Source organism: Sphingomonas sp. (assembly GCF_003248515.1).
In the GTDB taxonomy this organism is placed as follows: domain Bacteria; phylum Pseudomonadota; class Alphaproteobacteria; order Sphingomonadales; family Sphingomonadaceae; genus Sphingomonas_I.
This window is the reverse complement of record NZ_QFOB01000009.1, coordinates 72,263-94,553: the sequence shown is the minus strand read 5'-3', so window position 1 is coordinate 94,553 and position 22,291 is coordinate 72,263. Positions and strand designations below refer to the sequence as shown.

General features: G+C 63.0%; 23 protein-coding genes. 13 read left to right on the top strand and 10 right to left on the bottom strand.

Translation table 11 applies throughout. The features are described from left to right. Positions 1–73: 73 nt before the first annotated feature. Positions 74–931: an SDR family NAD(P)-dependent oxidoreductase gene (locus DI605_RS14955; RefSeq protein ID WP_293975480.1), complete on the bottom strand. Its 858-nt coding sequence runs from the start codon at positions 929–931 to the stop codon at positions 74–76. A gap of 37 nt (positions 932–968) precedes the next feature. Beyond that, positions 969–1,439 (bottom strand): DUF4126 domain-containing protein, encoded by a 471-nt coding sequence (locus DI605_RS14950; RefSeq protein ID WP_293975478.1) that lies wholly within the window; start codon positions 1,437–1,439, stop codon positions 969–971. A 230-nt stretch (positions 1,440–1,669) separates the two neighbouring features. Between DI605_RS14950 and DI605_RS14945 the strand changes: the two genes are divergently transcribed. The 8 genes from DI605_RS14945 to DI605_RS14910 all read left to right on the top strand — a co-directional run bounded on the left by DI605_RS14945 (position 1,670) and on the right by DI605_RS14910 (position 9,661). Next, positions 1,670–2,641 carry a catalase gene (locus DI605_RS14945; protein ID WP_293975476.1) on the top strand — a complete coding sequence of 324 codons (972 nt, stop codon included), beginning with the start codon at positions 1,670–1,672 and terminating at the stop codon, positions 2,639–2,641. 22 nt (positions 2,642–2,663) lie between these two features. Next, on the top strand, positions 2,664–3,179 hold the full coding sequence (locus DI605_RS14940) for a hypothetical protein (protein ID WP_293975474.1): 516 nt from the start codon (positions 2,664–2,666) through the stop codon (positions 3,177–3,179). Position 3,180: 1 nt separating this feature from the next. After that, positions 3,181–4,542, top strand: coding sequence for a peroxidase (locus tag DI605_RS14935; protein ID WP_293975472.1), 1,362 nt, complete (start codon positions 3,181–3,183; stop codon positions 4,540–4,542). A gap of 104 nt (positions 4,543–4,646) precedes the next feature. Beyond that, complete coding sequence (locus DI605_RS14930; RefSeq protein WP_293975470.1) at positions 4,647–6,146, top strand: MFS transporter; 1,500 nt, start codon at positions 4,647–4,649, stop codon at positions 6,144–6,146. 1 nt (position 6,147) lies between these two features. Beyond that, the gene (locus DI605_RS14925; RefSeq protein WP_293975468.1) at positions 6,148–7,257 is read left to right on the top strand and encodes an HlyD family secretion protein; all 1,110 of its coding nucleotides are present in this window, start codon (positions 6,148–6,150) and stop codon (positions 7,255–7,257) included. Next, positions 7,254–8,639 carry an efflux transporter outer membrane subunit gene (locus DI605_RS14920; protein ID WP_293975467.1) on the top strand — a complete coding sequence of 462 codons (1,386 nt, stop codon included), beginning with the start codon at positions 7,254–7,256 and terminating at the stop codon, positions 8,637–8,639. Before DI605_RS14925 ends, DI605_RS14920 begins: the two co-directional genes overlap by 4 nt. Before the next feature lie 7 nt (positions 8,640–8,646). After that, positions 8,647–9,210, top strand: coding sequence for an OmpA family protein (locus DI605_RS14915; protein WP_293975466.1), 564 nt, complete (start codon positions 8,647–8,649; stop codon positions 9,208–9,210). 1 nt (position 9,211) lies between these two features. Further along, entirely contained in the window at positions 9,212–9,661 is a 450-nt protein-coding gene (locus DI605_RS14910; RefSeq protein ID WP_293975464.1) for a hypothetical protein, read from the top strand. A gap of 15 nt (positions 9,662–9,676) precedes the next feature. Here DI605_RS14910 and DI605_RS14905 read toward each other — a convergent pair whose 3' ends face one another. From DI605_RS14905 to DI605_RS14880, 6 genes are all read right to left on the bottom strand, one after another. Then, positions 9,677–10,555, bottom strand: coding sequence for an alpha/beta fold hydrolase (locus DI605_RS14905; protein ID WP_293975630.1), 879 nt, complete (start codon positions 10,553–10,555; stop codon positions 9,677–9,679). Between the two features lie 165 nt (positions 10,556–10,720). Next, positions 10,721–11,578, bottom strand: coding sequence for a hypothetical protein (locus DI605_RS14900; RefSeq protein ID WP_293975462.1), 858 nt, complete (start codon positions 11,576–11,578; stop codon positions 10,721–10,723). A gap of 41 nt (positions 11,579–11,619) precedes the next feature. Further along, positions 11,620–12,891, bottom strand: coding sequence for a DUF5692 family protein (locus tag DI605_RS14895; RefSeq protein WP_293975460.1), 1,272 nt, complete (start codon positions 12,889–12,891; stop codon positions 11,620–11,622). Between the two features lie 314 nt (positions 12,892–13,205). Next, a complete protein-coding gene (locus DI605_RS14890; RefSeq protein WP_293975458.1) occupies positions 13,206–13,916 on the bottom strand; it encodes a Crp/Fnr family transcriptional regulator in 711 nt (236 codons plus the stop codon). Between the two features lie 84 nt (positions 13,917–14,000). Then, positions 14,001–14,408: a DUF2147 domain-containing protein gene (locus DI605_RS14885; protein WP_293975456.1), complete on the bottom strand. Its 408-nt coding sequence runs from the start codon at positions 14,406–14,408 to the stop codon at positions 14,001–14,003. Positions 14,409–14,578: 170 nt separating this feature from the next. Continuing rightward, complete coding sequence (locus tag DI605_RS14880; protein ID WP_293975454.1) at positions 14,579–15,517, bottom strand: LysR family transcriptional regulator; 939 nt, start codon at positions 15,515–15,517, stop codon at positions 14,579–14,581. Positions 15,518–15,604: 87 nt separating this feature from the next. On the opposite strand from DI605_RS14880, the gene DI605_RS14875 reads away from it, so the two are divergent. Continuing rightward, positions 15,605–16,621 carry an NADP-dependent oxidoreductase gene (locus DI605_RS14875; RefSeq protein WP_293975453.1) on the top strand — a complete coding sequence of 339 codons (1,017 nt, stop codon included), beginning with the start codon at positions 15,605–15,607 and terminating at the stop codon, positions 16,619–16,621. Positions 16,622–16,817: 196 nt separating this feature from the next. Here DI605_RS14875 and DI605_RS14870 read toward each other — a convergent pair whose 3' ends face one another. Further along, positions 16,818–17,201, bottom strand: a complete 384-nt coding sequence (locus tag DI605_RS14870) for an EthD domain-containing protein (protein WP_293975451.1) — start codon at positions 17,199–17,201, stop codon at positions 16,818–16,820. 16 nt (positions 17,202–17,217) lie between these two features. Continuing rightward, positions 17,218–18,036 (bottom strand): VOC family protein, encoded by an 819-nt coding sequence (locus DI605_RS14865; RefSeq protein ID WP_293975449.1) that lies wholly within the window; start codon positions 18,034–18,036, stop codon positions 17,218–17,220. A 236-nt stretch (positions 18,037–18,272) separates the two neighbouring features. On the opposite strand from DI605_RS14865, the gene DI605_RS14860 reads away from it, so the two are divergent. The 4 genes from DI605_RS14860 to DI605_RS14845 all read left to right on the top strand — a co-directional run bounded on the left by DI605_RS14860 (position 18,273) and on the right by DI605_RS14845 (position 22,275). Beyond that, entirely contained in the window at positions 18,273–18,857 is a 585-nt protein-coding gene (locus DI605_RS14860) for a PPC domain-containing DNA-binding protein (protein WP_293975447.1), read from the top strand. Then, positions 18,854–20,185 carry an amidohydrolase family protein gene (locus tag DI605_RS14855; protein ID WP_293975445.1) on the top strand — a complete coding sequence of 444 codons (1,332 nt, stop codon included), beginning with the start codon at positions 18,854–18,856 and terminating at the stop codon, positions 20,183–20,185. The genes DI605_RS14860 and DI605_RS14855 overlap by 4 nt, the downstream gene beginning before the upstream one ends. 2 nt (positions 20,186–20,187) lie before the next feature. Then, the gene (locus DI605_RS14850) at positions 20,188–21,252 is read left to right on the top strand and encodes an aldo/keto reductase (RefSeq protein WP_293975443.1); all 1,065 of its coding nucleotides are present in this window, start codon (positions 20,188–20,190) and stop codon (positions 21,250–21,252) included. Positions 21,253–21,333: 81 nt separating this feature from the next. After that, entirely contained in the window at positions 21,334–22,275 is a 942-nt protein-coding gene (locus DI605_RS14845; protein ID WP_293975441.1) for an L-dopachrome tautomerase-related protein, read from the top strand. Positions 22,276–22,291 lie beyond the last annotated feature (16 nt).

Sequence of the window (22,291 nt, the reverse complement as noted above, 5' to 3'; positions counted from 1 at the left end):
ATCCTAGCGCGGGCGCCTCATTGCTCCAAGCAACGAGGGCCGTCTCAACGGGATGTGTCTCGGGTCGAGCGGGTCAATCACGCAGGAAATCGAGCCCTGTGGCGGCCGACGCGGTCTCGAGAATGGCGCGATCCACGCTCGTCTTGTCAGGGTTCTTCTGCCCGATCATCTGATCAAGCCGTTCGCGCATATAGGGCGCAATACCCTCGCCATGGGTGAGAATCCAGAATTGCCCCTGCTCGACTGCATCCAGCGCAATGCGAGCGACGTCCGCCGGCTCCATGGCGTGCGGGGAATCGATCGCAGACACCCTTTTACCCTCGACCTCCCGCGTTCCCGCAATCGCGGTTTTCACCAGCGCGGGACAAAGCACGGAAATGCCGACATGCCCGCCATCCGCCTCCAGCTCGCGAAAGAGCGTTTCGGACAGGCCGACGACGGCGTGTTTGCTCGCAACATAGGCGGCGTTGGCCGGCATCGCGAGGAGGCCGCCGACGGAAGCGGTATTGAGGATATACCCCGAATGGCGCGCGCGCAGCCCAGGCAGGAATGCGAGCAGGCCATTGACCACGCCCCAGACGTTGATGTCGAGGAGACGGCGCCAGTCGGCTTCGCTGGTTTCCCAAGCAAGGGCGATCTTGGCTACGCCCGCATTGTTGATGACAAGCCACGGGTCGCCGAGCGAGGCCTGGGTCGCGTCGCGCAGATCTTCGAGCTCGACCAGATTGCGCACATCAGTGCGTACCGTGATAGCGCGAACCCCACACGCTTCCACCTGAACCCTGGCCGCTTCCAGAGCCTCCGCCCCGATGTCGGCAAGCGCGATGTCCATCCCCCGTCTGGCGGCGTCAAGGGCAAGTGCAAGACCGATGCCGCCTCCCGCACCGGTAATGACGGCGACTTTCCCGCGCAATTTTGAATCCGATGCCATGGCGTTTGCTCCTGCCGATTGTGTTTCTTGAGGTCTGTCAGCTGTTGAAGAGGAAAATTGCGGCAAGACCGATCAGCACGGCCGCTGCATCCTCAAGAATGGCTGCAGGCCGATCGCGTCCGAAGCTTCGCGCCAGCTTTGACCGCGCCCATGCGCCCGCGTGGGTTCCGATGACGGACCCGGCAACACCGGCGCAAATGCCAACGAACGGGGAACCGACAACCGCACCGAGAGTGCCGCCCGAAAGCGTCCCTGTGAGAAGGCGGGTCACGAACTGGACGGGCACCTTGCGGCTCGGCGTCGAGGGCAGCTGGTCGCTGATCCATTCGCCAACGGCGAGGGCCGTGGCGAGGGGCGCGGTCCAGCGCCACGCCATGAAGGCGAACCACCCCTCGATTGCCCCCAGCGCACCCAACGAGGCGGCCCAGGCGACAACCGCCGGCGCCGTCATGGCGCGCAGCCCGGCGACAAGGCCCAGAAGGAAGGCCGCAAGAACAAATGCTGTCATTAAGTGCGATCCCCTTGCACCATTGCAGCGCCACGACGCGGCATCGCTGCGCCTGCGATCGAGGGCCTCTCGCGTCTGTTGATAGGAAGATGCCATCACCATCGCGAGTGCGTTGGGGTGAGGAGATTGCCGCTAACGCAACGCTAACGGCCGCTCCCTTCGCCCGCCCTGCCCACCCGCCTAGGCTCCGTCCCAGATCAGAGCGGTCTTTTTCAGGCGGGAGCGATCGGATGACCCAGAACAGTCAATATCGCCTGGCCGGGGAGATGGTGAGCAAGATTCACGCGGTGCTCGGCAAGCACGAAGGGTATCGCACACTGCATGCCGACGGGCGCCTCTTCCGTGGAAGCTTTGAGGCCAATACCGACGCTGCGCGCTACTGTCGGGCTGTCCACCTGCAGGGCGATAAAATCCCCGTTTCGGTTCGCTTCTCAAAAGGTGGAGGCGATCCTTTTGCCCATTTCAGCGCGACCGTGGGCATGGCGACACGCTTCTACCTCCCCGATGGGCGCGTAACCAATCTCGTGATGCTGAGCCAGAAGCTCTTCATCGCCCGATCCATCGACCAGTTCATCGCTCTGGTTGAGGCTGCAGCCCCACTTTCTCCGGGAGGGCCGCCGAACCTTGAAGGCCTGCGCGCGATTTTGCCGGACCATCCTAATGCAGCGGCCGTTCTCAAGATGCGCGCGGAATCGCCTGCTCCGGTAAGCTTCGGCAACACGGCTTTCCATGCAGTGCACGCCTTCAATCTCGTGGATGCTGCCGGCAACATCACCCCCGCCCGGTTCCACTGGATTCCGGTCGACGGCGAAAAGGGCCAGCCTGCGACCGACCTCGCAGCGCAGGATGCCTCCATTTTGTTCGATGAGATCACCACGCGGCTCGAACATGAACCGGTCGCTTTCGATCTGACACTCGAACTTGCCGAGCCGGACGACATTCTCGATGATCCCACGCATTTGTGGCCCGATGGCCGCAGGCGGGTTCCGATCGGTCGGCTTACTCTGACGGCCTCCACCAGCGAAGCCGAGATCGGCGATCCGGTGATGAACCATGATCCCAGCATGCTGGTCGACGGCATCGAACCGACCGACGACCCGATCCTGCATATCCGGCGCGGCGTCTACGAGGTTTCCGCAGCCCTGCGCTCGGGCGGATGGCGGCGAGCCGGTTCCATGTCTCGGCAGTCCGATATCGCCTGAGCCTCACAACAAGGAGTGTCCCATGTCCTGGAACTATACCCCCAACGACCGAACGCAGGACATCGTCGAAGTGCGCCAGCAACCCGATGGCCCAGGTCTTCGCTATGGCAAGCGTGGCGAGGCGACGGCGGTGGCCGATCTCATCCCCGGGGGCGCCGACATGCTACGTGAGCGCATCGGCCAGTTCCAGGCCGAGTCCCGCTATTTCGAAGCACGGATCGGCACGGTGCACGAACTGCGCGTCGTGGTGATCAACAACGACACGCAGGCGCTGGTGACCGTGACCTATGATGGGGATTTCAAGCCCTATCTGGCGGACATCATCCGCGAGGGCGGCGCCTGGTTCGACGCCCTCTTCCGTGGAGTATGGGAAGGCTATGGTAGCTCCACCGAGCCGGCCACACAGGAGATCATCCTCAATTCGATCGTGACGGCCGACATGTTCTATGTGTGTCACCAGGACCTGTCGGTGAAGGATGTGACGCGCCTCAAGCGCCAGAGCGCGGCGCTCACCGAACTTCTCGACTCCGTCAACTGATATGGCGCTGCCGCTCGACCTGGAGGAGATACAGGGGACGGTTCTGCGCAATCGCCCCATGCCCTATTTCGGCGCATATCTCCTGTTCCGGATTGACGACGCGGATGCGGCGAGGCGCGGCATCGCGCGACTGCTACCGCATGTGACGTCAGCTAGGAATTGGGACGCGCCGGCCGAGCAGTCGTGGATCAACATTGTCCTCACCGCGGAAGGCCTGCGCCGGATCGGGGTCCCACCCGAGGTCGTCGACGGTTTCCCCCTTCCCTTCGTCCAGGGAATGGCCGCGCGTCGCGTCTTCCTGGGCGACGTGGGCGACAGCGATCCAAGCAATTGGGACTGGCCGCATGGCGGCAACGGCTTTCACCTGGGTCTTTTCCTAATGGCGCAGAATGAGGACGCGCGGGACGCGAAACTGGCGATCGGTCATGAGGCCATGCGCGGTCTTCCGGGCCTGCGCCTCCTCGCGCATCTCAACGTGGGCATTCCGCCGACGATGCGTGAGCATTTCGGCTATGTCGATGGCCTAAGTCGCCCCTTCATCGAAGGAGAAGGCGGAGAGCCGCTGCCGGGGCAGGACGTAACCAAGGCCGGAGAATTCGTGCTCGGCTACGAAAACGAGCTCGGTCATATCGCCACGGGTCCGGGGCCGGAAATATTCTGGAAGAACGGCACCTTCATCTCGATCCGGAAAATCCGGCAGAATGTGGGCGCTTTCCGTCGTTTTCTGCGCGACAGCGCGGATACCCCGGACGGGCAGGAACTGGTGGCCGCCAAGATGATGGGGCGGTGGCGCAGCGGCTGCCCGCTTGCGCTATCGCCCGATCACGACGATCCGGGCATCGTTGCCGATCCGCTTCGCCGCAACGACTTCCGCTATAGGGAAGAGGATCCCGATGGGCGCAAGACGCCGGTTGGCAGCCACATCCGGCGCATCAACCCCCGCGACGCGCTCGATGGCACGATATCCGACGCTCGCACGCATCGCCTTCTGCGGCGCGGGTCCGCCTATGGCCCCCTCCTGCCCGAGGGCCTGTACGAGGAGGATGGCGAGGATCGCGGTATCGTGCTGGCTCTGATCAACGCAGACCCGGCGCGCCAGTTCGAGTTCGTGCAATCCCAATGGATCAACGATGGTGACTTCGTTGGCGAAGGATCCCGGACCGATCCTATCGTGGGCAGACGCGATCTTGCCGATGACTACGCCTATCCGGCAAGGCCCGTTCGACGTCGCTTCAAGGGCTTGCCCGATTTCACCGTCGTGCGCGGCGGAGAGCATGTCTTTCTACCCAGCCTGTCGTCTCTGCGCTGGCTGACGGAGCTCTCCGGCGGCATCGCCGCCACTCCGAGGCTCGTCGGCACGTGACCGAAGGGCACGCCTTCCGCCCGGAAGAACGCCCCCTGTTCGCCGGATCGCCCTTTTCGCCGGCCCATCCCGGTCGGCGAAGACTGGCCTATTTCGCGATCGGCATGTTCATGGGCGCGACATCGACCTTCGGGAATGCGCTCACCACCGTCAACTCCGGCGCCATCGCGGGTCATCTGGGCCTCTACGCCGCGCAAGCCGCAGCGCTGCCGGCCATCTATGTCGCGATCAACGCAAGCGCCAACCTGACGCTTGTGAAGGCGCGGGCCCAGTTCGGCATACCAGAAGTCACCGGCTTTCTTCTCGTGCTTTATGCCCTCACCGTCTCCCTTCAGTTCTTCCACACCAGCTTTGCCTCAACCGTCGTACTGCGCGCGGTGAGCGGAATGACCGCCGGCGCGCTCATCACCCTTGGAGTCTATTATCTCATGCAGGCGATGCCGGGGAAGGCAAAGCCGCTCGGCGCCGTGATCGGCATCGGCCTGCCGCAGCTCGGTACGCCCTTGGCACGGCTCATACCCGTCGACACCATTACCCAGGATCAGCTCTTTGGCCTTCATGCGATCGAACTGGCGCTCGCGCTGTTCACGCTGGCTCTGATCCTGATCCTGCCATTGCCTCCAAGCGAGAAGAGCAAGGCCTTCGCTCCAGTCGATTTGCTGACCATCCTGCTGGCCACTGTGGGCCTGCTGCTCCTGTGTCAGGTCATCGGTCAGGGACGCACGCTGTGGTGGACCGATACCCCCTGGCTGGGTGTGGCCCTTGCCGCCTCCATCCCCTTGCTCGCCGCAGCCTTTCTCATCGAGGCGAACAGGTCGGATCCTCTGGTGCATTTCGAATGGATCGGAACCTGGGGGATATTGCGGTTCGCGGCGGTTGCACTGGTCATAAGGCTTGCTCTGGCGGAACAGACTTATGGCGCGGTGGGACTTCTCACGCTCGGCGGTATCAACAACGATCAACTGCGCCTTCTCTTCCTGGTCGTCGCCGCTGCGATGCTGTTGGGGATCGTTGTTGCATCGCTGACGCTTTCCGAACGCCGTCTGCCCTGGCAGGTCCTCGCCGCGGCCCTCATCATCGCCGGCGGCGCCTGGCTGGATAGCGACGCGAACGCACTGACGCGGCCCGCGCAACTCATGCTCAGCCAGGCAATGATCGGCTTTGGCACAACATTGTTCATCGGTCCCGCGCTTCTTTATGGCTTCCTGCGCATGATCCAGCGCGGCGGCGATCACCTGATCAGCTTCGTCGTCACCTTCAGCATTACCCAGAATGTCGGCGGACTTATGGGGTCCGCGCTGTTGGGAACGCTCCAGACGATCTGGGCCCGCAATGCCGCCAACGTCATTTCCGCCGACATGGCCGGCGCGGACCCACAGGTTGCGGCCCGGCTAGCAGGCGGCGCCTCGACGCTGGCCGGCGCCCTGGTCGATCCGGCCCAGCGCGCCGGCCAGGGGGCCGCGCTCCTCGGGCAGGTGGTCGCGCGCGAAGCTGCGATCATCGCCTTCACCGACACCTTCAGGCTCGTGGCGTTCCTGGCGCTCGCCATCGCGCTCTTCATTTTCATCAACATCCTAATTTCGCGCCGGCGCAAGGAGGCCTGATTTGACCGCCGCCAACCAGGATTTGCAGCAGAGCGAGACCGCGACCGACCAGCCGGGCGGCCAGTGGCGACCCGCGCGTCGTCGACCTCTTCTGGTCGCGGTAACGATTGTCCTGACGTTCGGCGCTCTCCTTGTCATTCTGGCTGCCTGGAACCTTCCTCCCTTTTCCGGCGGCCGCGAGGGAACGGACAATGCCTATGTCCGCGGACGCACCACGGTCATAGCGCCGCAGGTGAGCGGCTATGTGATGCGGGTTCTGGTGCGCGACTACGAAACGGTCAAAGCTGGCCAGGTTCTCGTGACCATCGACGACCGCGTCTATCGGGCGCGTGTCGAGCAGGCGCGCGCCAATCTCGCTGCAGCGCAGGCAGCGCTAGACAATTCCACCCAGGCGCGCGCTTCACGTGCCGCCGGTCTTCAAGGGCAGGTCGCCGGCGTCGCCAGCGCGGAGGCCCAGTTGCAACGCGCGCGCGCAGACATGACGCGAGCCGACGATCTCGCGCGCGACGGATCCATTTCGGTCCGCGAGCGCGATCAGACCCTGGCTGCGCTGGCGCTGGCGCAGGCTCAGCTTCGGCAGGCGCATGCGGCGAGCGAGATCGGGCGTCAGGACATCCGTACCGTCGACGTCGGACGTGGTGGCCTCGAGGCGCAGGTCGAAGCTGCACGCGCACAGTTGCACGCGGCCGAAATCGATCTGGAACACACGGTGATCCGTGCGCCGGAAGGCGGAACGCTGGGAGAAGTGGGCATCCGGGTCGGCGCCTATGTCAGCAACGGCACGCAATTGCTGTCCATCGTGCCGCCGGATCGGTGGATCATTGCCAATTTCAAGGAAGCGCAGACCGCCCGGATTCGAGCCGGACAAAAAGTGAGTTTCACGGTTGATGCCCTTGGAAACATCCGGCTGTCGGGTCGCGTCGAGCGGCTGGCGCCTGCGGCCGGGTCGGAATTCGCGGTTCTGAAGCCGGACAATGCAACAGGCAATTTCGTGAAGATTCCTCAGCGTATCGGTGTGCGGATCGCGGTCGATCCCCACGATCCGGACGCCCGGCGTTTGCGCCCCGGCATGTCGGTCGAAGTGCATATCGACACGAGTGACGCGTCATGAGGTGCGGGACGACAGTGCTCGTCGCTGCCCTTGCCCTGTCGGCATGCGCCGGTCCGCGACCGCCCGCCCCTCCATCCGCGATGGTGACGCCGCCGGATGCATGGCGCGCCGAACAGCCAGATACCGATGGAAGCATCGATGTGCGATGGTGGCTTGGGTTTGCGGATCCCGTCCTTGGCGCGCTGATCGATGAAGCGCTTGCGAACAACGAGGATATCGAGATCGCCGCGGCCAGGGTGGAGGAAGCCCGCGCCCAGTTCGCATTTTCTCGGGGCGCCCAATTGCCCGCGATCCAGGCTGTTGGAGGGGGTGGACGCTCTCGCAGCGTAAATCCCTTTGGCATCGATATCGAGCAATGGGCGGTGCAGACCGAAGTGCAGGCCTCTTTCGACCTCGATCTGTTCGGACGCCTAAAAAACAGCACTGCTGCGGCAAAAGCAGCCTTGCTGGGATCGGACTATAGTCGGGAGACCGTTCGGCTTGCTGTCGTCAGCGCTGTGGCCAATGGCTATGTACAGCTACGTGCGTCCGATGCGCGCCTGGAGGTGCTCAGCAAGACTCGCGATGCGCGCGCGGCGACGCTCCGTCTCATTCGGCGTCGCGCAGAGGCCGGCTATGGCTCACAACTGGATCTGTCGCAGGCTGAGGCAGAATATGAAACGGCTGCGCAGGCTATCCCTCCCGTCGAACTGGCGATCACCAGGCTCGAAAATGGCCTCAGCGTCCTTCTCGGGCACCCTCCTGCCGAGATACGGCGTGGCATCGCATTGAGCGAGCTCACGATCCCGACAGTACCCGCGCAGCTCACCTCGAGCGTGCTTCGCAGACGCCCCGATCTTGCCGCCTCCGAGCAGCAGATCGTAGCCGCCGAGCGTTCGCTGGATTCCGCTCGCGCTGCCTTCATGCCCAACATCAGCCTATCCGCCTCCGGCGGTTTCGTTGCGTCCTCCCTTCTGCCTGACGATCCCTTGTCGGTGTTCTCCCTGGGTGGAAGCATCCTGGCGCCGATCTTCAATGGTGGTCGCCTGAAGGCGCAAGCGGCCGGCGCGGCGGCACGACGCGACCAAGCCGCCTTTGCCTATCGCAAAGCCGTTCTGAACGCGTTTCGGGAAGTCGAGGATGCCATGGCGTCCGTCCGGCGGTTCGGAGAGCAGGAACAGGCACTGGCTCGGCAGCACGCTGCCCTGGCGCGAACGCAATATCTGGCGGCGCGGAGATATCGGGAGGGCTACTCGCCCTATCTCGAGCAATTGGATGCCGAGCGTAGCCTGCTGTCGTCCGAGTTGGCCCTGGTTCAGGCCCGCAGCGATCGTCTGACTACGGCGATCGGCCTCTACCAGGCCCTTGGCGGCGGCTGGGAACCGCGCGATCCGAAGGAGTGACCGGGTCATGGTGCGCCTTGTCCTCTTCCTGCTTTTCGCGCTGGCCTTCATGTCCGTCGCGCTGGCGGTGAAGTCCTGCTCGAACGACATGCCCGACCCAGCTCCTGGCCCCGTGGGGAACCCGGCCGGGGTGGTGGCCCTGAGCGACGGATCGACCATGATAGCCCAGCCTGGCTCTGTCGGCCGCGATCTGGTCGATTGGCTTGCCAGGGGCGATCCCGGACGAAAGAAGTTCGAACTGGGCGGACAGGAGTTCGTCGGCAGAACCGCTGTGCCTACTGCGGAATCGTTGGGGCGGACCAGTCGTCTGATTGCGATGCTTCGAGCCAACCCCGACGTCGACGTGACCATCGTGGGCCACACCGATCCGTCGGACGACGCGGCGGCTGACCGATCGCTGGGGCTGGCGCGCGCCAACGCGCTGTCACGCCTGCTGCGCGACGGGCATATCGCCGCCGGGCGGATAAGCGTGGAGAGCCGTGGATCTTCTGATCCGATCGCCCCGAACGGCACGGTCGAAGGGCGCGCAAGAAACCAGCGGGTCACCCTGTATCTCAGTCGCGATCGGTAGGATGGACGGCTCGGGTTCGTTTCTGACCGCGATGGTCGGCCTGACGGGCGCCGCCATCGGCGGCTTCACATCCTTCATGACGTCCTGGCTGACCGTCCGGACGCAATTGAAGCAGAAGCTGAAGGAAGTCGCCCGCGAACGACGGGAGAAGGTGTATTCCGATTTCATCAGGGAAGCCGCGCGCCTGTTCGGCGATGCACTGGGCCACGAACGGGACGATGTGTCTGACCTGATCGCCTTATATGCCTTGGTAGCGCATATGCGGCTCGTAGCGCGAAGTGACGTCGTCGAGCGCGCAGAGAATGTTCTGGAAGCAATCGTCGTCGCCTATCTTGAGCCGAACCGGACACTGCACCAACTGCGGGAATTCGCGCACAACGGAGGCCTCGACCCTCTACGTCTGTTCAGCGAGGCATGCCGTAAGGAGCTCGAGCGATTCGACGATGCATAGTCTCGATCGCGTCTGTCAGGTCGATTCGGGAAGATGACCTAACCAATCGATCACGTCGTCGAAGACCTCGCGGCGATTGATCTCATTGAAGATCTCATGGCGGGCATTCGCGTAAAGCTTCACATCGACGGCCTTCAGCCCCGCTTCGCGATAGCGGGTAGCGAGGCGTTCGACACCGACGCCTTGCTGGCCGATCGGATCGAGTGATCCTGAAATGAGAAATATGGGAAGATCGGGCGGGATCGCCGAGAGCCTTTGCGGATCCGCCAGGGTCTCGCCATTCTCCATCACCGACCTCGCCGAAGCTTCGGTCAATTCCGGAAAGCAAAGCGGATCCGCAATGAATGCATCGATGGTTGCCGTGTCGCGCGAGAGCCAGTCGAAAGGAGTTCGCACGGGGGCGAATGTTGCATTGAGCGTTTCGTCCAGCGGCGCCTTGGCCATCACCAGCGCCGCTGCGAGTTGATCGAGCGCGCCGGATCCCGACAGGATCAAACCGGCAAGCAGGCTCGCATCCTCCAGCACATAGAGTTGGGCGGCAAAGGATCCCATGCTATGTCCTAGGAGGATGATAGGCACATCCGGGAATTCCGCCCGACAATATCGCGTCACGTCACGCATGTCGCTTACAACTGAACCGAAGCCGCCCGATCCGAAATCGCCCATTGGACTCGAGGGGGTAATTGCCATGCCATGGCCGCGATGATCGGCGCCCACAACCGCGAATCCCCTCTCCGCCAACGCGCATGCGGCCTCGGCGTATCGGCCGATATGCTCGCCCATCCCATGGGCGATCTGAATGACTGCTCTGGGCGCCCTCGCGGTGTCCCAGCGTCGGCCGGCTATGGACCAGCCGTCGAAACCCGAAAGCGAAAAATCGACTGGGTGCGACATCATCTACCCGGTAATCTGCGGTGTAGCGTCTTAACTCAGGCCTGCTCCTTCTGCCCACTCCGTGACGTGAGCAACCTGTTAGTTGAACGGGCCCCATCTGCGGCATGGGGGCATTCCACCGAGTCCATCGGGCAGCCGCAGCTGGGGAGAACCGTTTTCTCGGGGTCACCGGGCAGCAATCTGTATATTCACGCCCGCATAAATCTGCCACTCGGGTGCGCCAACCCCTTTCTGGATTACGGAATATTGGGGCTCGACGAATGTATTGAGGCGAACTTTTGGCGAAAGCTCCCATATCTTGCCGATCCCGGCTCCAACCGGGACGTAGTGATCGCCGGATTTCAGATCGAAGTTCCAGATCCCGCTCGAGCGGAGATATACGCCATGCTGCAGATTGTAGAAGGCGATTGGCTGGACAGTGAGCAGTCGCACGTCGTGGCGATCGTCGTTTCCTGCAACGGAATGCTGATAGATGGCAAGTCCCCCGAGGAGCCCCCATTTTTGCGGCGCCACGACCGCACCTGAAGCGCCGAGTTGCCACTTTCCGGCACCGAAACGATCACTGCTGGCGGTTGGAGCGACCACAACCGGTCCAGCGCCAAACGAGACTTTTTTACCCGGAAACATGACAAGATCCATGAGCAGCAGATCGCCCACCCCCGTCTTGCTACCCGTCGGGAAGGTGGGCGTGGTCGAGACAGGAAGCGTCGCCCGAAAAAGCTGTGGCTCACCAAAGGTTTTGTGAGGGAGAAGGCCGCGCAAAAGCGTCACGTTAGCATCGCGGTCAGGCACGTCATTGAGAGACGGAATGTAATAATTGTGCATGCTCAGCATGATGGTCGGCGTGAGCGGGCTGTTCGCGTCATTGGCAGCCTGGGCCTGGCTGGACATGCTCGGGGGCGTGGAAGAGAGTGTGGGTTCCGTATCTGGCGGCGGCTGATGTGTCTCTTGAGCCTGAGCGGGCGATATAAAGGCCAGCAGCACGTTCAGCGGCGCAAGCGACGACATGATGGATCGTGTCATGGGAAATTCCTTGGATTGGGGTGGCTATTCGCGACGCGCGCTCAGATGACGCTCTCGCTCTGTCCGATCTGGATGCGCTCGGGTGCGCGCCCGGTCATCCGCCAGCGGAAGTGGAGCAAAGCGTATGCGAGATTGAAACTGAAGCTGAAGATGGCGACCGCGAGTGCAATCCCCTCGCTGCGGGGGAGCGGCACGGAAAGTTGAAGCCCAATGTGCTTCGTGAGCAGGACTTCGAAGCTGAAGATATACATCATGTAGATCGCCAGCGTGTAGGCGCGGGCCTGCATCCATGTGCCCTTTTTCACGAAGATCGCGGCGAGGGTCGGGGCGATGACGATCGCTGCCGTGAAAAGAACGGTGTTTGGGAAGTTCAGGTAGACGAAGGTGATGTTCCAGATGTCGTAAGCGATGATCCAGCCGACGGTCATACCCGGCCAAAGCATGTCATGCGGGGACTCGTCGTCTCTACGAATGCCCAGCCAGCGGTGGATCGTCACGATGTTGAGGATGCCTGCCGCTGCATTGAGCAGATTGGCAAGCGCGCCAGAGGCGACATCCTGGCTGACGGCCTCGGCTATGTTGACCGCCAGGACCAGCGCGACCAGACTTTTGACCCAGTTGTAGCGATGGAGGCCATTGAAGCGGAACAGCGTGAACAAGGCTGCACCGGCGATCGATGAGTAAAGCTTCACCCATCGGAATATTGTGTCAAAGTCCGAATGGAGCCAAAGTGGCAGCAGGATCACAGGAAATACGAGGAACAGCGTGTAAGCCGCCAGCCTCGAGCGGCGTGCAAGCTCGTTCCCGAGGAAGATCACCACTACGGAAAAGAAGGCAAAGTGAAGCCAGGTGACCCATGCAATCGATGGTCGCAGACTGAGGGTCGGCCCACGGGCCAGCGGTGTCGAAAGATGGTGCGCGTCCGGTTGCGCGAACACTGCTCCGTCGAGTTCGGGGATCGCGCCCTGCCCTCCTGAGATCCGGAACGTACCGTCGCCGCCCCGTGTCCAGGATGCCGCCTCCTTGTAAAGATGGACGCCTTCCGACTTCTCGATCGTGACGACGCCGTCGGGTTCGAAGTGCAAATCATAATAGATCGCGCCGCCGGACTTTGTCCCTTCCTTGCCTTCGAGCGCGCCGAGCCAACGCTCAAAGCGGCCAGGGACGCTTGCGCCGGGTGGCGCTGCCCAGGCTAGTGATGCCCCCAGCATCGCGAGCATGAGCAGTAGCGCAACAAGGCCAAGCGCCCACGCGCTTCCTCGGCCCGGATGCACGCCAGCGAGCCAGCGCCGATTGATCGAAGTTTCGGTCATGCGATTTTCCCTCTGTTGGCGTAGCGGGACGCGCCTCGTGCCATCTCGAACGCGACGGTATGGCGAGGAGCACAGGTTGGGCATCGTGCAGGCCGGACGCGCGCTGCGCATTGCCGGCACGCAGACGAATCCATGATCTCGATCACGGTCAGGGATGATCGCGCGCAGATGACCACGGTGCGAGGAAGCAATCAGATCTCAATCAGAACGCCGGAAAATCATCGCATCCGGCCGGTCCGAGATCATGCGCAGCCAAGACATGGCCATGATCGGAGGGGCCGCCTTCAACGGTTCACGATCGCGTAGATAAGCTGTCAGCTCGCTTCCGCGATGGCCGCCAAGGCGTTCCGGTTCAGAATCGCAATCGCCCGTCCCCCGGGAAGATCGATCAAGCCCTCCTGCCTGAACCGGGACAGACCCCTGCTGACGGTCTCATTGGTGAGCCCAAGGATTTCAGCGACCTGTCCCCGCGACAATTCCAGCTCGAAAGTCAGGTCTTGCCCGCCGGACGTCCTGCAACAGGCGCGACTCGATCGAGCAGCCATATCCAGCAGAAAGTCCGCAATGCGTGCATTAGCGGACCGGCGCGCAAGTAGCAGAATCCGGTAGCGTGCGTCGTCGAGCGAGGCGCGCGTTCGATCGAGGAGCAGCCGCTCCATCTCGGCATGCCCCCTCATGAAGGTTTCCAGGAGTGGTCGCGGGATTACGCAGATGGTGGAATCGGTCAGCGACGTGACTGTAAAACGGTTTGTGGACGGGGTCGGGCTGCCAATGAAGTCGCCCGCATAGAGAAGGCCCACAATCTGTTCACGGCCATCGGCGGCGCATGCACTGATTTTGAATATCCCGCGCACGACATTAGCGCAAATTACGCCTTCCTCCCCAGCCCAGAAGACGATCTGGTTGCGTGAGACATGCCTATGCCGAACGATAGACTTGAGCCCGCACAGTTCGTCGTCCGCCAGGCTGCAGCACAGCGCGCGGTCCCGCACCGGGCAGGTTCGACAAAGATCAAGTTCGCCCATCGCCGAGGCACCTCCCTGTCCTGCCCACTTCAAACCGCCTCGTTAGACAGCGAAGAATGCTCACAGACTGGTGCCGAGCGAGGGCTATTTGACCCTGACCCAGTCCTGCGACCTGCAAGCGATCCGCCCCAGCAGGCATCCCGTGCCGCGGCGTGTATTTTCATCGACTGCCTCAATTGTGCCGGAGAAGGTCTTGCCGATGTCCGGCACATAGACACGCCCGTGCCAGACCCCTTTCCGATCTCTCTTGAAATCCCTGAAAAGCTGCATTCCTATCAGGCTGGCAGTGCCACCTCGTCTGGCATCTGCGATCGCTTTCTCGCTCGCCCAGATCACAGTTCCGCACATACTGTTGCCGCAGTGCTGGACTTCTACGTGAACACTGTCCTTCGGATTGCGCCAGACCCCCCCGCTGCCATCTGAGATGACACCAGGATCCGCCGGTGCCGCCGAAATCAGCAACAAAAGGCTCGCGATCTGGGCCGCGCTCATGCTCGTCCGGAGGTGAACAGATTGATCATCGGTACACGATAACCCAATAACGGTCCGCGTCTCAGTGAGCGCATGTTAGTGACGAAAATGATCGCGCCTTCCGCCTCCGTCGCCTGGACCGCAAGAAGGCCATGCTCCTGGAGGTGGCGTTGAGCGACGGTGTTGCGCCGTCAGCCCCGCCCCGAAGCCTCGCCCTGTACCCGCACCCGAGCTATGTTCTGCAGGTGCGTCAGAAAAGCCCGCACGGCCGGGTTGGAACGCCGACTTTCCGGCCAGACTGCCGTGATATTGTGTCGTACGACGGCATAGTCCGATAGGATCGGCACCAAGTCTCCGCGTGCCACATGAGGCGCCGCGATGAAATCAGCGGTGATGCCAATGCCGCCCCCAGCGACAAGCGTCCCAATCAGTGCTTCGCTGGCATCCACGACGATGCCGGCGGACGGCAATATCTCGATTTCCCGGTCCGCAACGCGGAATGGCCAGCGCAGCATTTGACCAGTGCTCTGATAGCGGAGATTTGCCGTGTCGTGTCCGGACAATTCGTGAGGATGTGACGGAGTGCCCCGAGCTGCCAGGTAAGCCGGTGACGCAAAGCAGCCGAATCTATGAGGCGCGAGGCGGCGCGCGAGCAGTCGCGTGTCGGGAAGTTCTCCGATCCGTACCGCAACGTCGACCCCCTCGTCGATGATATCGATGAACTGGTCATTGAGTCGCAAATCAACCGTCACCTGGGGGTAAAGCGCACGGAATGCGGGCAGAACGGGGGCGATCAGATGGATGCCGATCGGCAGCGACGCTGCAATTCGCAACGTACCTGACGGCTCGGAGCGGACCGTCTTGACCAACTGTTCGATCTCTTCCGCCTCGCGCAATAGTCGGAGCGCGCGCTCGTGCAGTTCGCGACCCTCCGGCGTCAGCGTGACGGATCGGGTCGTGCGCGTGATCAGGGCGAGACCGAGATTTTGTTCGAGGCGCTGAATGCTCTTGCTGACTGCTGATGGCGAGATGGCAAGCGACCGGGCTGCGCCGGTGAAGCTGCCTATCGAACCGACGCGGGCAAACGCGATCAGGCCCGTGAGCCGTTCAAGAGCAATTTGTTCCTTCATGGAACTACTAAAGCGATTCTAACCCCCATTATCAATATCGGCGCGACCACCATCTTGCCTCCGAAACAGATTCGAAAGGAGCAAACGATGGTCGAGACAATGAAGGCGGTTCGCCTGCACCGCTTCGGCGGCCCGGAAGTGCTATGCTACGAGGCAGTCGCTCGCCCTATAATATTGGCTGGGGAGGTACTCATCCAGGTTCATGCTGTCGGTCTCAATCCGCCGGATTGGTACCTGCGAGATGGCTATCGATCGCTTCCGCCCGAGTGGCAACCGCATCCCTCGTTTCCGCTAACCCTCGGCTCGGACGTGTCCGGCGTCATCGCAGCGATCGGCGAGGATGTAGAAAATTTCGTGGTCGGCGACGAGGTCTATGCGATGGTGCGCTTTCCTGACAACGTCATGGAGGGCGGCAAGGCCTATGCCGAATATGTCAGCGCACCGGCATCGCAGGTCGCGCGCAAACCGGCTGGTGTCGATCATATCCCCGCTGCTGGCGCGCCAATGTCGCTGCTCACCGCCTGGCAGTTCCTGATCGAGTTGGGCCACGAGGAGCCCAATCCGTTTCAGTCGTTCAAGCATGCGCCAGTACCGCTTGATGGCAGAACTGTCCTCATCAACGGCGCCGGCGGCGGTGTCGGACATCTGGCGGTGCAATTGGCAAAGTGGAAGGGCGCGCGCGTAATCGCTGTTGCATCACGCAGAAACGAGGAACTGATGCATGATCTCGGCGTCGATCAATTTATCGACTATACCGCAATAGCAGCCGACGAGGTGGTGCGCGATGTCGATATCGTCCTCGATACCGTGGGCGGCCCTGACACCGGTCGCTTCTTGCGCACCCTGAAGCGAGGCGGCGCCCTGTTCCCGGTCTATCCTCTGGGCTTCACAGGACAGGAGGAAGCCGCACTGCTTGGCATCAAGGTTTCGACGACACAGGTGCGTTCAAACGGCTCGCAACTGGCCGAGGCAGCCCGCCTGCTCGAAGATGGCACGGTCCGCGTCGTAGTCGACAGCACATTCCCTCTTGCGGAAGCCTCCCAGGCTCATGAGCGAGCCGCTCGAGGTAGCATCCAGGGCAGGATCGTCCTCACCGTGATGTGAAGCAGTCCGATGACCATCCGGCTGTCGCGAAATCCGACAACCGGATGGTCACATGCTGAAGGCGACAATGACACCTGGATCAGGAGGCGTCGCTGCCAACCTGTCTCATTGAAACCAAGAACCGGTCGCTCGGTATCTGGGACGAACCTCGCGGCACGCTTCGGGCCATCTTGCATCGCGAAAGAAGATTTCCCTTTCAGGGTCGCTCGTCCCCCTGCAGTCCAGCATCCCGATAGTGTCCGATGACCTCCTCCTGTTTACCGACGAGCACCAGCGTGTGTTCGTGGTCGAGGAAAGTCTGCTCATCCGGGAACACCTTGGTCTTGTAGAACTCAGAACCGAGCACCGCAGCCATTCCAGCCTCATCGTCGAACCAGAGTTCGGCGGTACCGTCATAGTCGGCGTTCTTCACCTTGTCGGTTTCAAGTTGGATCGGATGCGTCTGGATATAGCGCAGACAATGGAGTGTTGCCTCAGGGATGGCACGAAACAAAGGCCCGTGCTTCTCGAGATGATGGCGGACGAAAGTCTCATGATCGAGGCCGGGCTTGCGCTTGAGGAACATGGTCATCTTGATCATTGCCTGGCTCTCCAGTTCAGTTGGTCAGCGCGGGTTTCCATCGCGGAAGAACGCAGTCTGCGGGGTATTTCACGCCGTCAGGCGTGTGGATCAGTTCGATCAGCATTCCCCAGGGCGCGCGACCATAAACACCGCGATTGTTCGGGCGGTCCTCCGCTTTCGCCAGGGGATGCGCATCGGAAAGCAGAACGCCACCTGCCTCGGTGAAGCGCAGGCAGGCAGCAGCCATGTCGTCGGTATAGATCGCGAGATGCTGCAGGCCCTGATCCGCGATGCCGGCAGGCGACGCCTGATCGACGCCCTCGACCTCGAACAATTCGATGTTGGCGGAGGCTCCGATCCGAACAAGGCGCATGTGCACGATGCGCGCACCTTTCGGCAAGCCAAGCTGCCGTTCGGTCTCCTCGCCGGCCATCGGGGGAGCATCGGTGGACTGGACATCGTATAGGGCGCGCGCACCGAACGCGTCCTGCAGGAAGGTGGTTGCCGCCGCGATATCAGGCACGGTTACACCGACATGATCGATACCGCGGATTTCCGGTCGGGCGGCCCTCTCTTCATCGACGAGCGTGAGGCGGCTGACGCTGGACTTGCCGCCCTGCGCCATTGAGTTCAGCGCTTCATTGAACGCCATGGTGTGCGGCATCGAGAGATGGGAATGGAACGCAGCCTCGTCCCGATAGCGCTCGATCATCAGCCAGCCGCCCGCGACGTCTGGTTTGGCGAAGACCTCGAACGCCTCGTTACCGGCTTCCATGCGGACAGCCCTGGCAAGGGCCTCGATTTCCTCGCGAAGTCGCAGGTCGGCATTCGGCAAGCCTATGGCTTCGGCCATCACAATATATGGCATGATCGAGCTCCTGTATCGGTAAGCCGCCGATCGGCCGGCGGCGGGTTTATCGCGGGGCATTGACGCGGGTAGCGTCGATGCAGCGCCCCACGAGGAAACGGAATCGAACGGAAAACTGACCTCCGGCGAAATGGTTGCATCGCGATGCAACCATTGCCGCACTGCACCGTTCTTTCCGCAGCCCCTAGAGATCACGGCAAAGATATCGAAGGAGATCCGTCATGACGCGCAATGCGTCTATTGGCCTCGCGGCATGCTGCGGAGCAGCAATCGGAATGGCAGCCCATGCAGAAGCACCGCCGCCGCCCGGTTATACCAAACCCGCCCCACTGGCCGACCGTGGCAAGGCCCCGCACATGCAGGTGCGCGAGGTGTCGCGCGCGACGGATGGAACGCGAACCTATGTCGTGATCTTCGGCAAGGGCGACCATATCATGTCCGGATTGACCGAATGGGCCGAAAAGGCGGGTGTTGGCGGCGGCTATCTGACTGCGATCGGCGCGCTCTCGTCGGCGCACTTTGGCTGGTTCGACAAGGACCACAAAGCCTATCGCGATATCCGCGTCGACCGACAGAGCGAATGCATTGGCCTGACGGGTGACGTCGGGACAGTCGAGGGCAAACCTGCGCTCCATGTCCACGGATCGGTGGGCCTACCCGACGGCAGCGTCCAAGGCGGCCATCTCATCGAGGCAGTCGCTTGGCCGACGCTGGAAGTGTTCGTCACCGCGACCCCGCATCCGCTGGTCAAGCGCAAGGATCCTGAAACTTCGCTCGACCTGTTCGTACCGGGAGATGGCGCGTGAAACAGCTTCTGCTACTGCTCGCCGCGCTACCAGCTGTTGCATCGGCGCAAGATCGCCCGGTCGCGCTTACCCATGTCCGGCTTATCGACGGCACCGGCGCGACGCCGGTCGAGGACGCGACGGTAGTGTTTCGGGACGGACGGATCGTTGCAGCCGGCGCCGATGTCGCCGCACCGGCAGGCGCGCGCGTCCTAGACCGGCGCGGCGATAGCATCCTGCCCGGCCTGATCTCCAATCACAGCCATGTCGGTCAGGTCCAGGGCACCACAGCCGGAGCCGAGAATTACACCCGTCCGATCATAGCAGCGGAATTGGCCCAGTATCGGCGTTATGGCGTGACCACGGTCACCGCGCTCGGCAACAACGGCCCGCTGTTCGATCCCCTGCGCGCCGATGCTCATGCTGGACGGCTACAAGCCGATCTGTTCGGTGTCGACCAGGGGATCGGCGTGCCGCAGGGCGCGCCGCCCGTGAAGGTCGCCGTTGACCAGCTCTTCCGCCCGGCAACGCCGGCCGAAGCGCGGGCTGCTGTCGACCGGATGGCGGCCGAACATACCGACCTCGTCAAGATCTGGGTCGATGACTTTTACGGCTCGCTGCCCGTCAAGATGGACCCAGCGATCGTGCGCGCCGTGGTGGCCCAAAGCCACGCGCGCGGTTTGAGGGTCGCCGCGCACATCCACGACCTTGCCGACGCACGGATGGTGGTGGACGCAGGGGTCGATATTCTCGCCCATGGCATACGCGACCAGCTTGTCCCGACCGATTTCGCCGCGACGTTGAAGGCCCGCGGCATCTGGTACATCGCGACCCTTCAGCTCGACGAGGCTACGGTCGCCTGGGCCGAGCAGGCGCCGTGGACGCGAACGCCGTTCGCCCGCGCGGCACTGTCACCCGAACTGGCACGCCAGATCGACGATCCCGTATGGCAGGCGAAGAATCGGGCCGGCAAGCAGGCGAACGACGCCCGCGCCTCGCTCGCTATCAACCTCGCTAACCTGAAGACGCTATACGAGGCGGGCGTCCGGATCGGCTTCGGCACCGATAGCGGCGCCACGCCGGTGCGTGTGCCGGGCGTTGCCGAACATCGGGAACTGGCGCTCACCGTCCAGGCGGGCCTGACGCCGATGCAGGCTATCGTGCTGGCGACCCGCGACGCGGCCGCAATGCTCAAGCTGACGGATCGCGGCACGATAGCACCGGGCCAACGCGCCGACCTGCTGGTCGTACGTGGCGATCCCTCACGTGACATCGCCGCAGCCGATGACCTGGTCGAGACATGGGAGAACGGCACCGCCGTGGCGGGGCCCCTCACAAAGGGAGAATAGTGATGGAATATCGCCTGCTCGGACATTCCGGGCTCAAGGTCTCGACGCTGATCCTCGGCACGATGACGTTCGGTGGCAAGGGCGCGTTCGCCAAGACGGGCAACACCGATGTCGCCGGCGCACGGCGCCAGATCGACATGGCGCTCGATGCCGGGGTCAACATGCTCGACACTGCCGATGTCTATTCGGACGGACGATCGGAAGAGATCATCGGCGAAGCGCTGGCGGGTAGCGACCGGCGCGAACGGCTGCTCATCGCCAGCAAGGTCCGCTTTCCGACCGGCGCCAAGGGGCCGAACGAGCGCGGCCTGTCACGCCACCATATCGTCGCCGCTTGCGAGGCAAGCCTCAAACGTCTGCGCACCGACCGGATCGACCTCTACTGGTGCCACGAATGGGATGGGCAGACGCGGGTCGAGGAGACGCTGGGCGCGCTCGACGATCTGCGGCGTGCCGGCAAAATCGGTGCAGTTGGCGTTTCGAACTTCTCGGGCTGGCACATCATGAAGATGCTGGCCGCAGCCGAGCGCGACCGCCTCGTTCGCCCGGTGGCGCAGCAGATCCACTACACGCTCCAGGCACGCGAGGCTGAACAGGAACTGTTGCCGATCGCGGTCGATCAGGGCGTGGCGGCGGTGATCTGGTCACCGCTTGCCGGCGGACTTCTGTCCGGCAAATATCGACGCGGCGAACCCGAGCCAGAAGGAACCCGCAAGGCCACCGACTGGGGCGAACCGCCCGTTCACGATGTCGAGGGGCTGTACGACATCATCGAGGCGCTCGTCGCCATTGCCGAGACGCGCGGCGTCAGCGCCGCACAGGTGGCGCTGGCCTGGCTGCTGACGCGGCCCGGTGTTGCCAGCCTGGTGGTGGGCGCGCGCACAGATGAACAGCTTGCCGACAATCTTGCCGCCGCCGAACTGACATTGTCCGCCGACGAGATCGCAACACTGGAACGGGCGAGCCGCCGCCCGCTTGTTTATCCCTACTGGCACCAGCGATCCACCGCAGCCGACCGGCTTTCGGCGGCCGACCTTGCCCTGCTCGCCCCCTATCTCGAGGGATGAGCATACGCGCCCTTCCCTCCCGTCGGCAAGGATCCCGCCGCCGCAGCGCCGACGCCGCCAATCGTTCAAGGAGCATCCTCCATGCTGCCCACCCGCGAAGACCCGCGCCTTCAGGCCGTCTGGCAAGCCGACCGCGTGTGGAACGGCGTCGCCACCACGCGCGACGGCCGGGCTTTCGTCAGCTTTCCGTCGGCCGATGGTCCGGGGCTTCAAGCCGCCGAGATCAGCCGTGACGGGACGCTGATTCCCTATCCCGATGCTGCCTGGAACGCCATGCGGGCAAGGCCCGACCCCGACGGGGCGTTTGTCCGCGTCAACGCTCTGCGGATCGGGCCGGACGGACGGCTGTGGATCATCGATGCCGGGGCGCCGGGCATTGGCAAGCCTGCTGTGCCTGGAGGGGCGCGCCTGCTGGTCTATGATCTCGGTTCCGACCGGCTTGCCACGACATATAACCTCGCGGTGGGCGTGGGACCGAGAAGCTATATCGATGACATCCGCTTCAACGGGGGCCATGTCTATATCACCGACGCGGGCGAACCTGGATTGCTCGTGCTGCGGCTCTCGGACGGCAGCATCCGGCGCGTGCTCGATAGCCATCCGGCGCTGACCGATCAGCGGACGATGCGCGCGGATGGCCGTGACCTGCTCGATGAGGATGGCAAGCCCCTGCGTGTCCATGCCGACCAACTCGAGGTTTCGCCCGACGGCCGCTGGCTCTACGTCCAGCCCTCGTCCGGGCCGCTCGCGAGGGTACCGACCATGCTACTGGACGATCCGACGACGAGCCCGGAACGTCTCGCGGCTGCGGTCGAGCCCTTCTACGACAGTCCGACCACCGGCGGCACCGCCATCGATGCGAACGGCGGACGCGATGTGGATCGATCAAGAGGGATGGCTGTGGATCCCGGCAACCCAGCAGAACCTGACGCCCGGATTTGCCGGCGGCCGGCAGGGGGTGCGCTATCCGGTCTGGATCTATCGCCTCCACATCGGCGTCGCTCCGGCCGCCAACGACCATAGCTGAATTTCAAGGAAC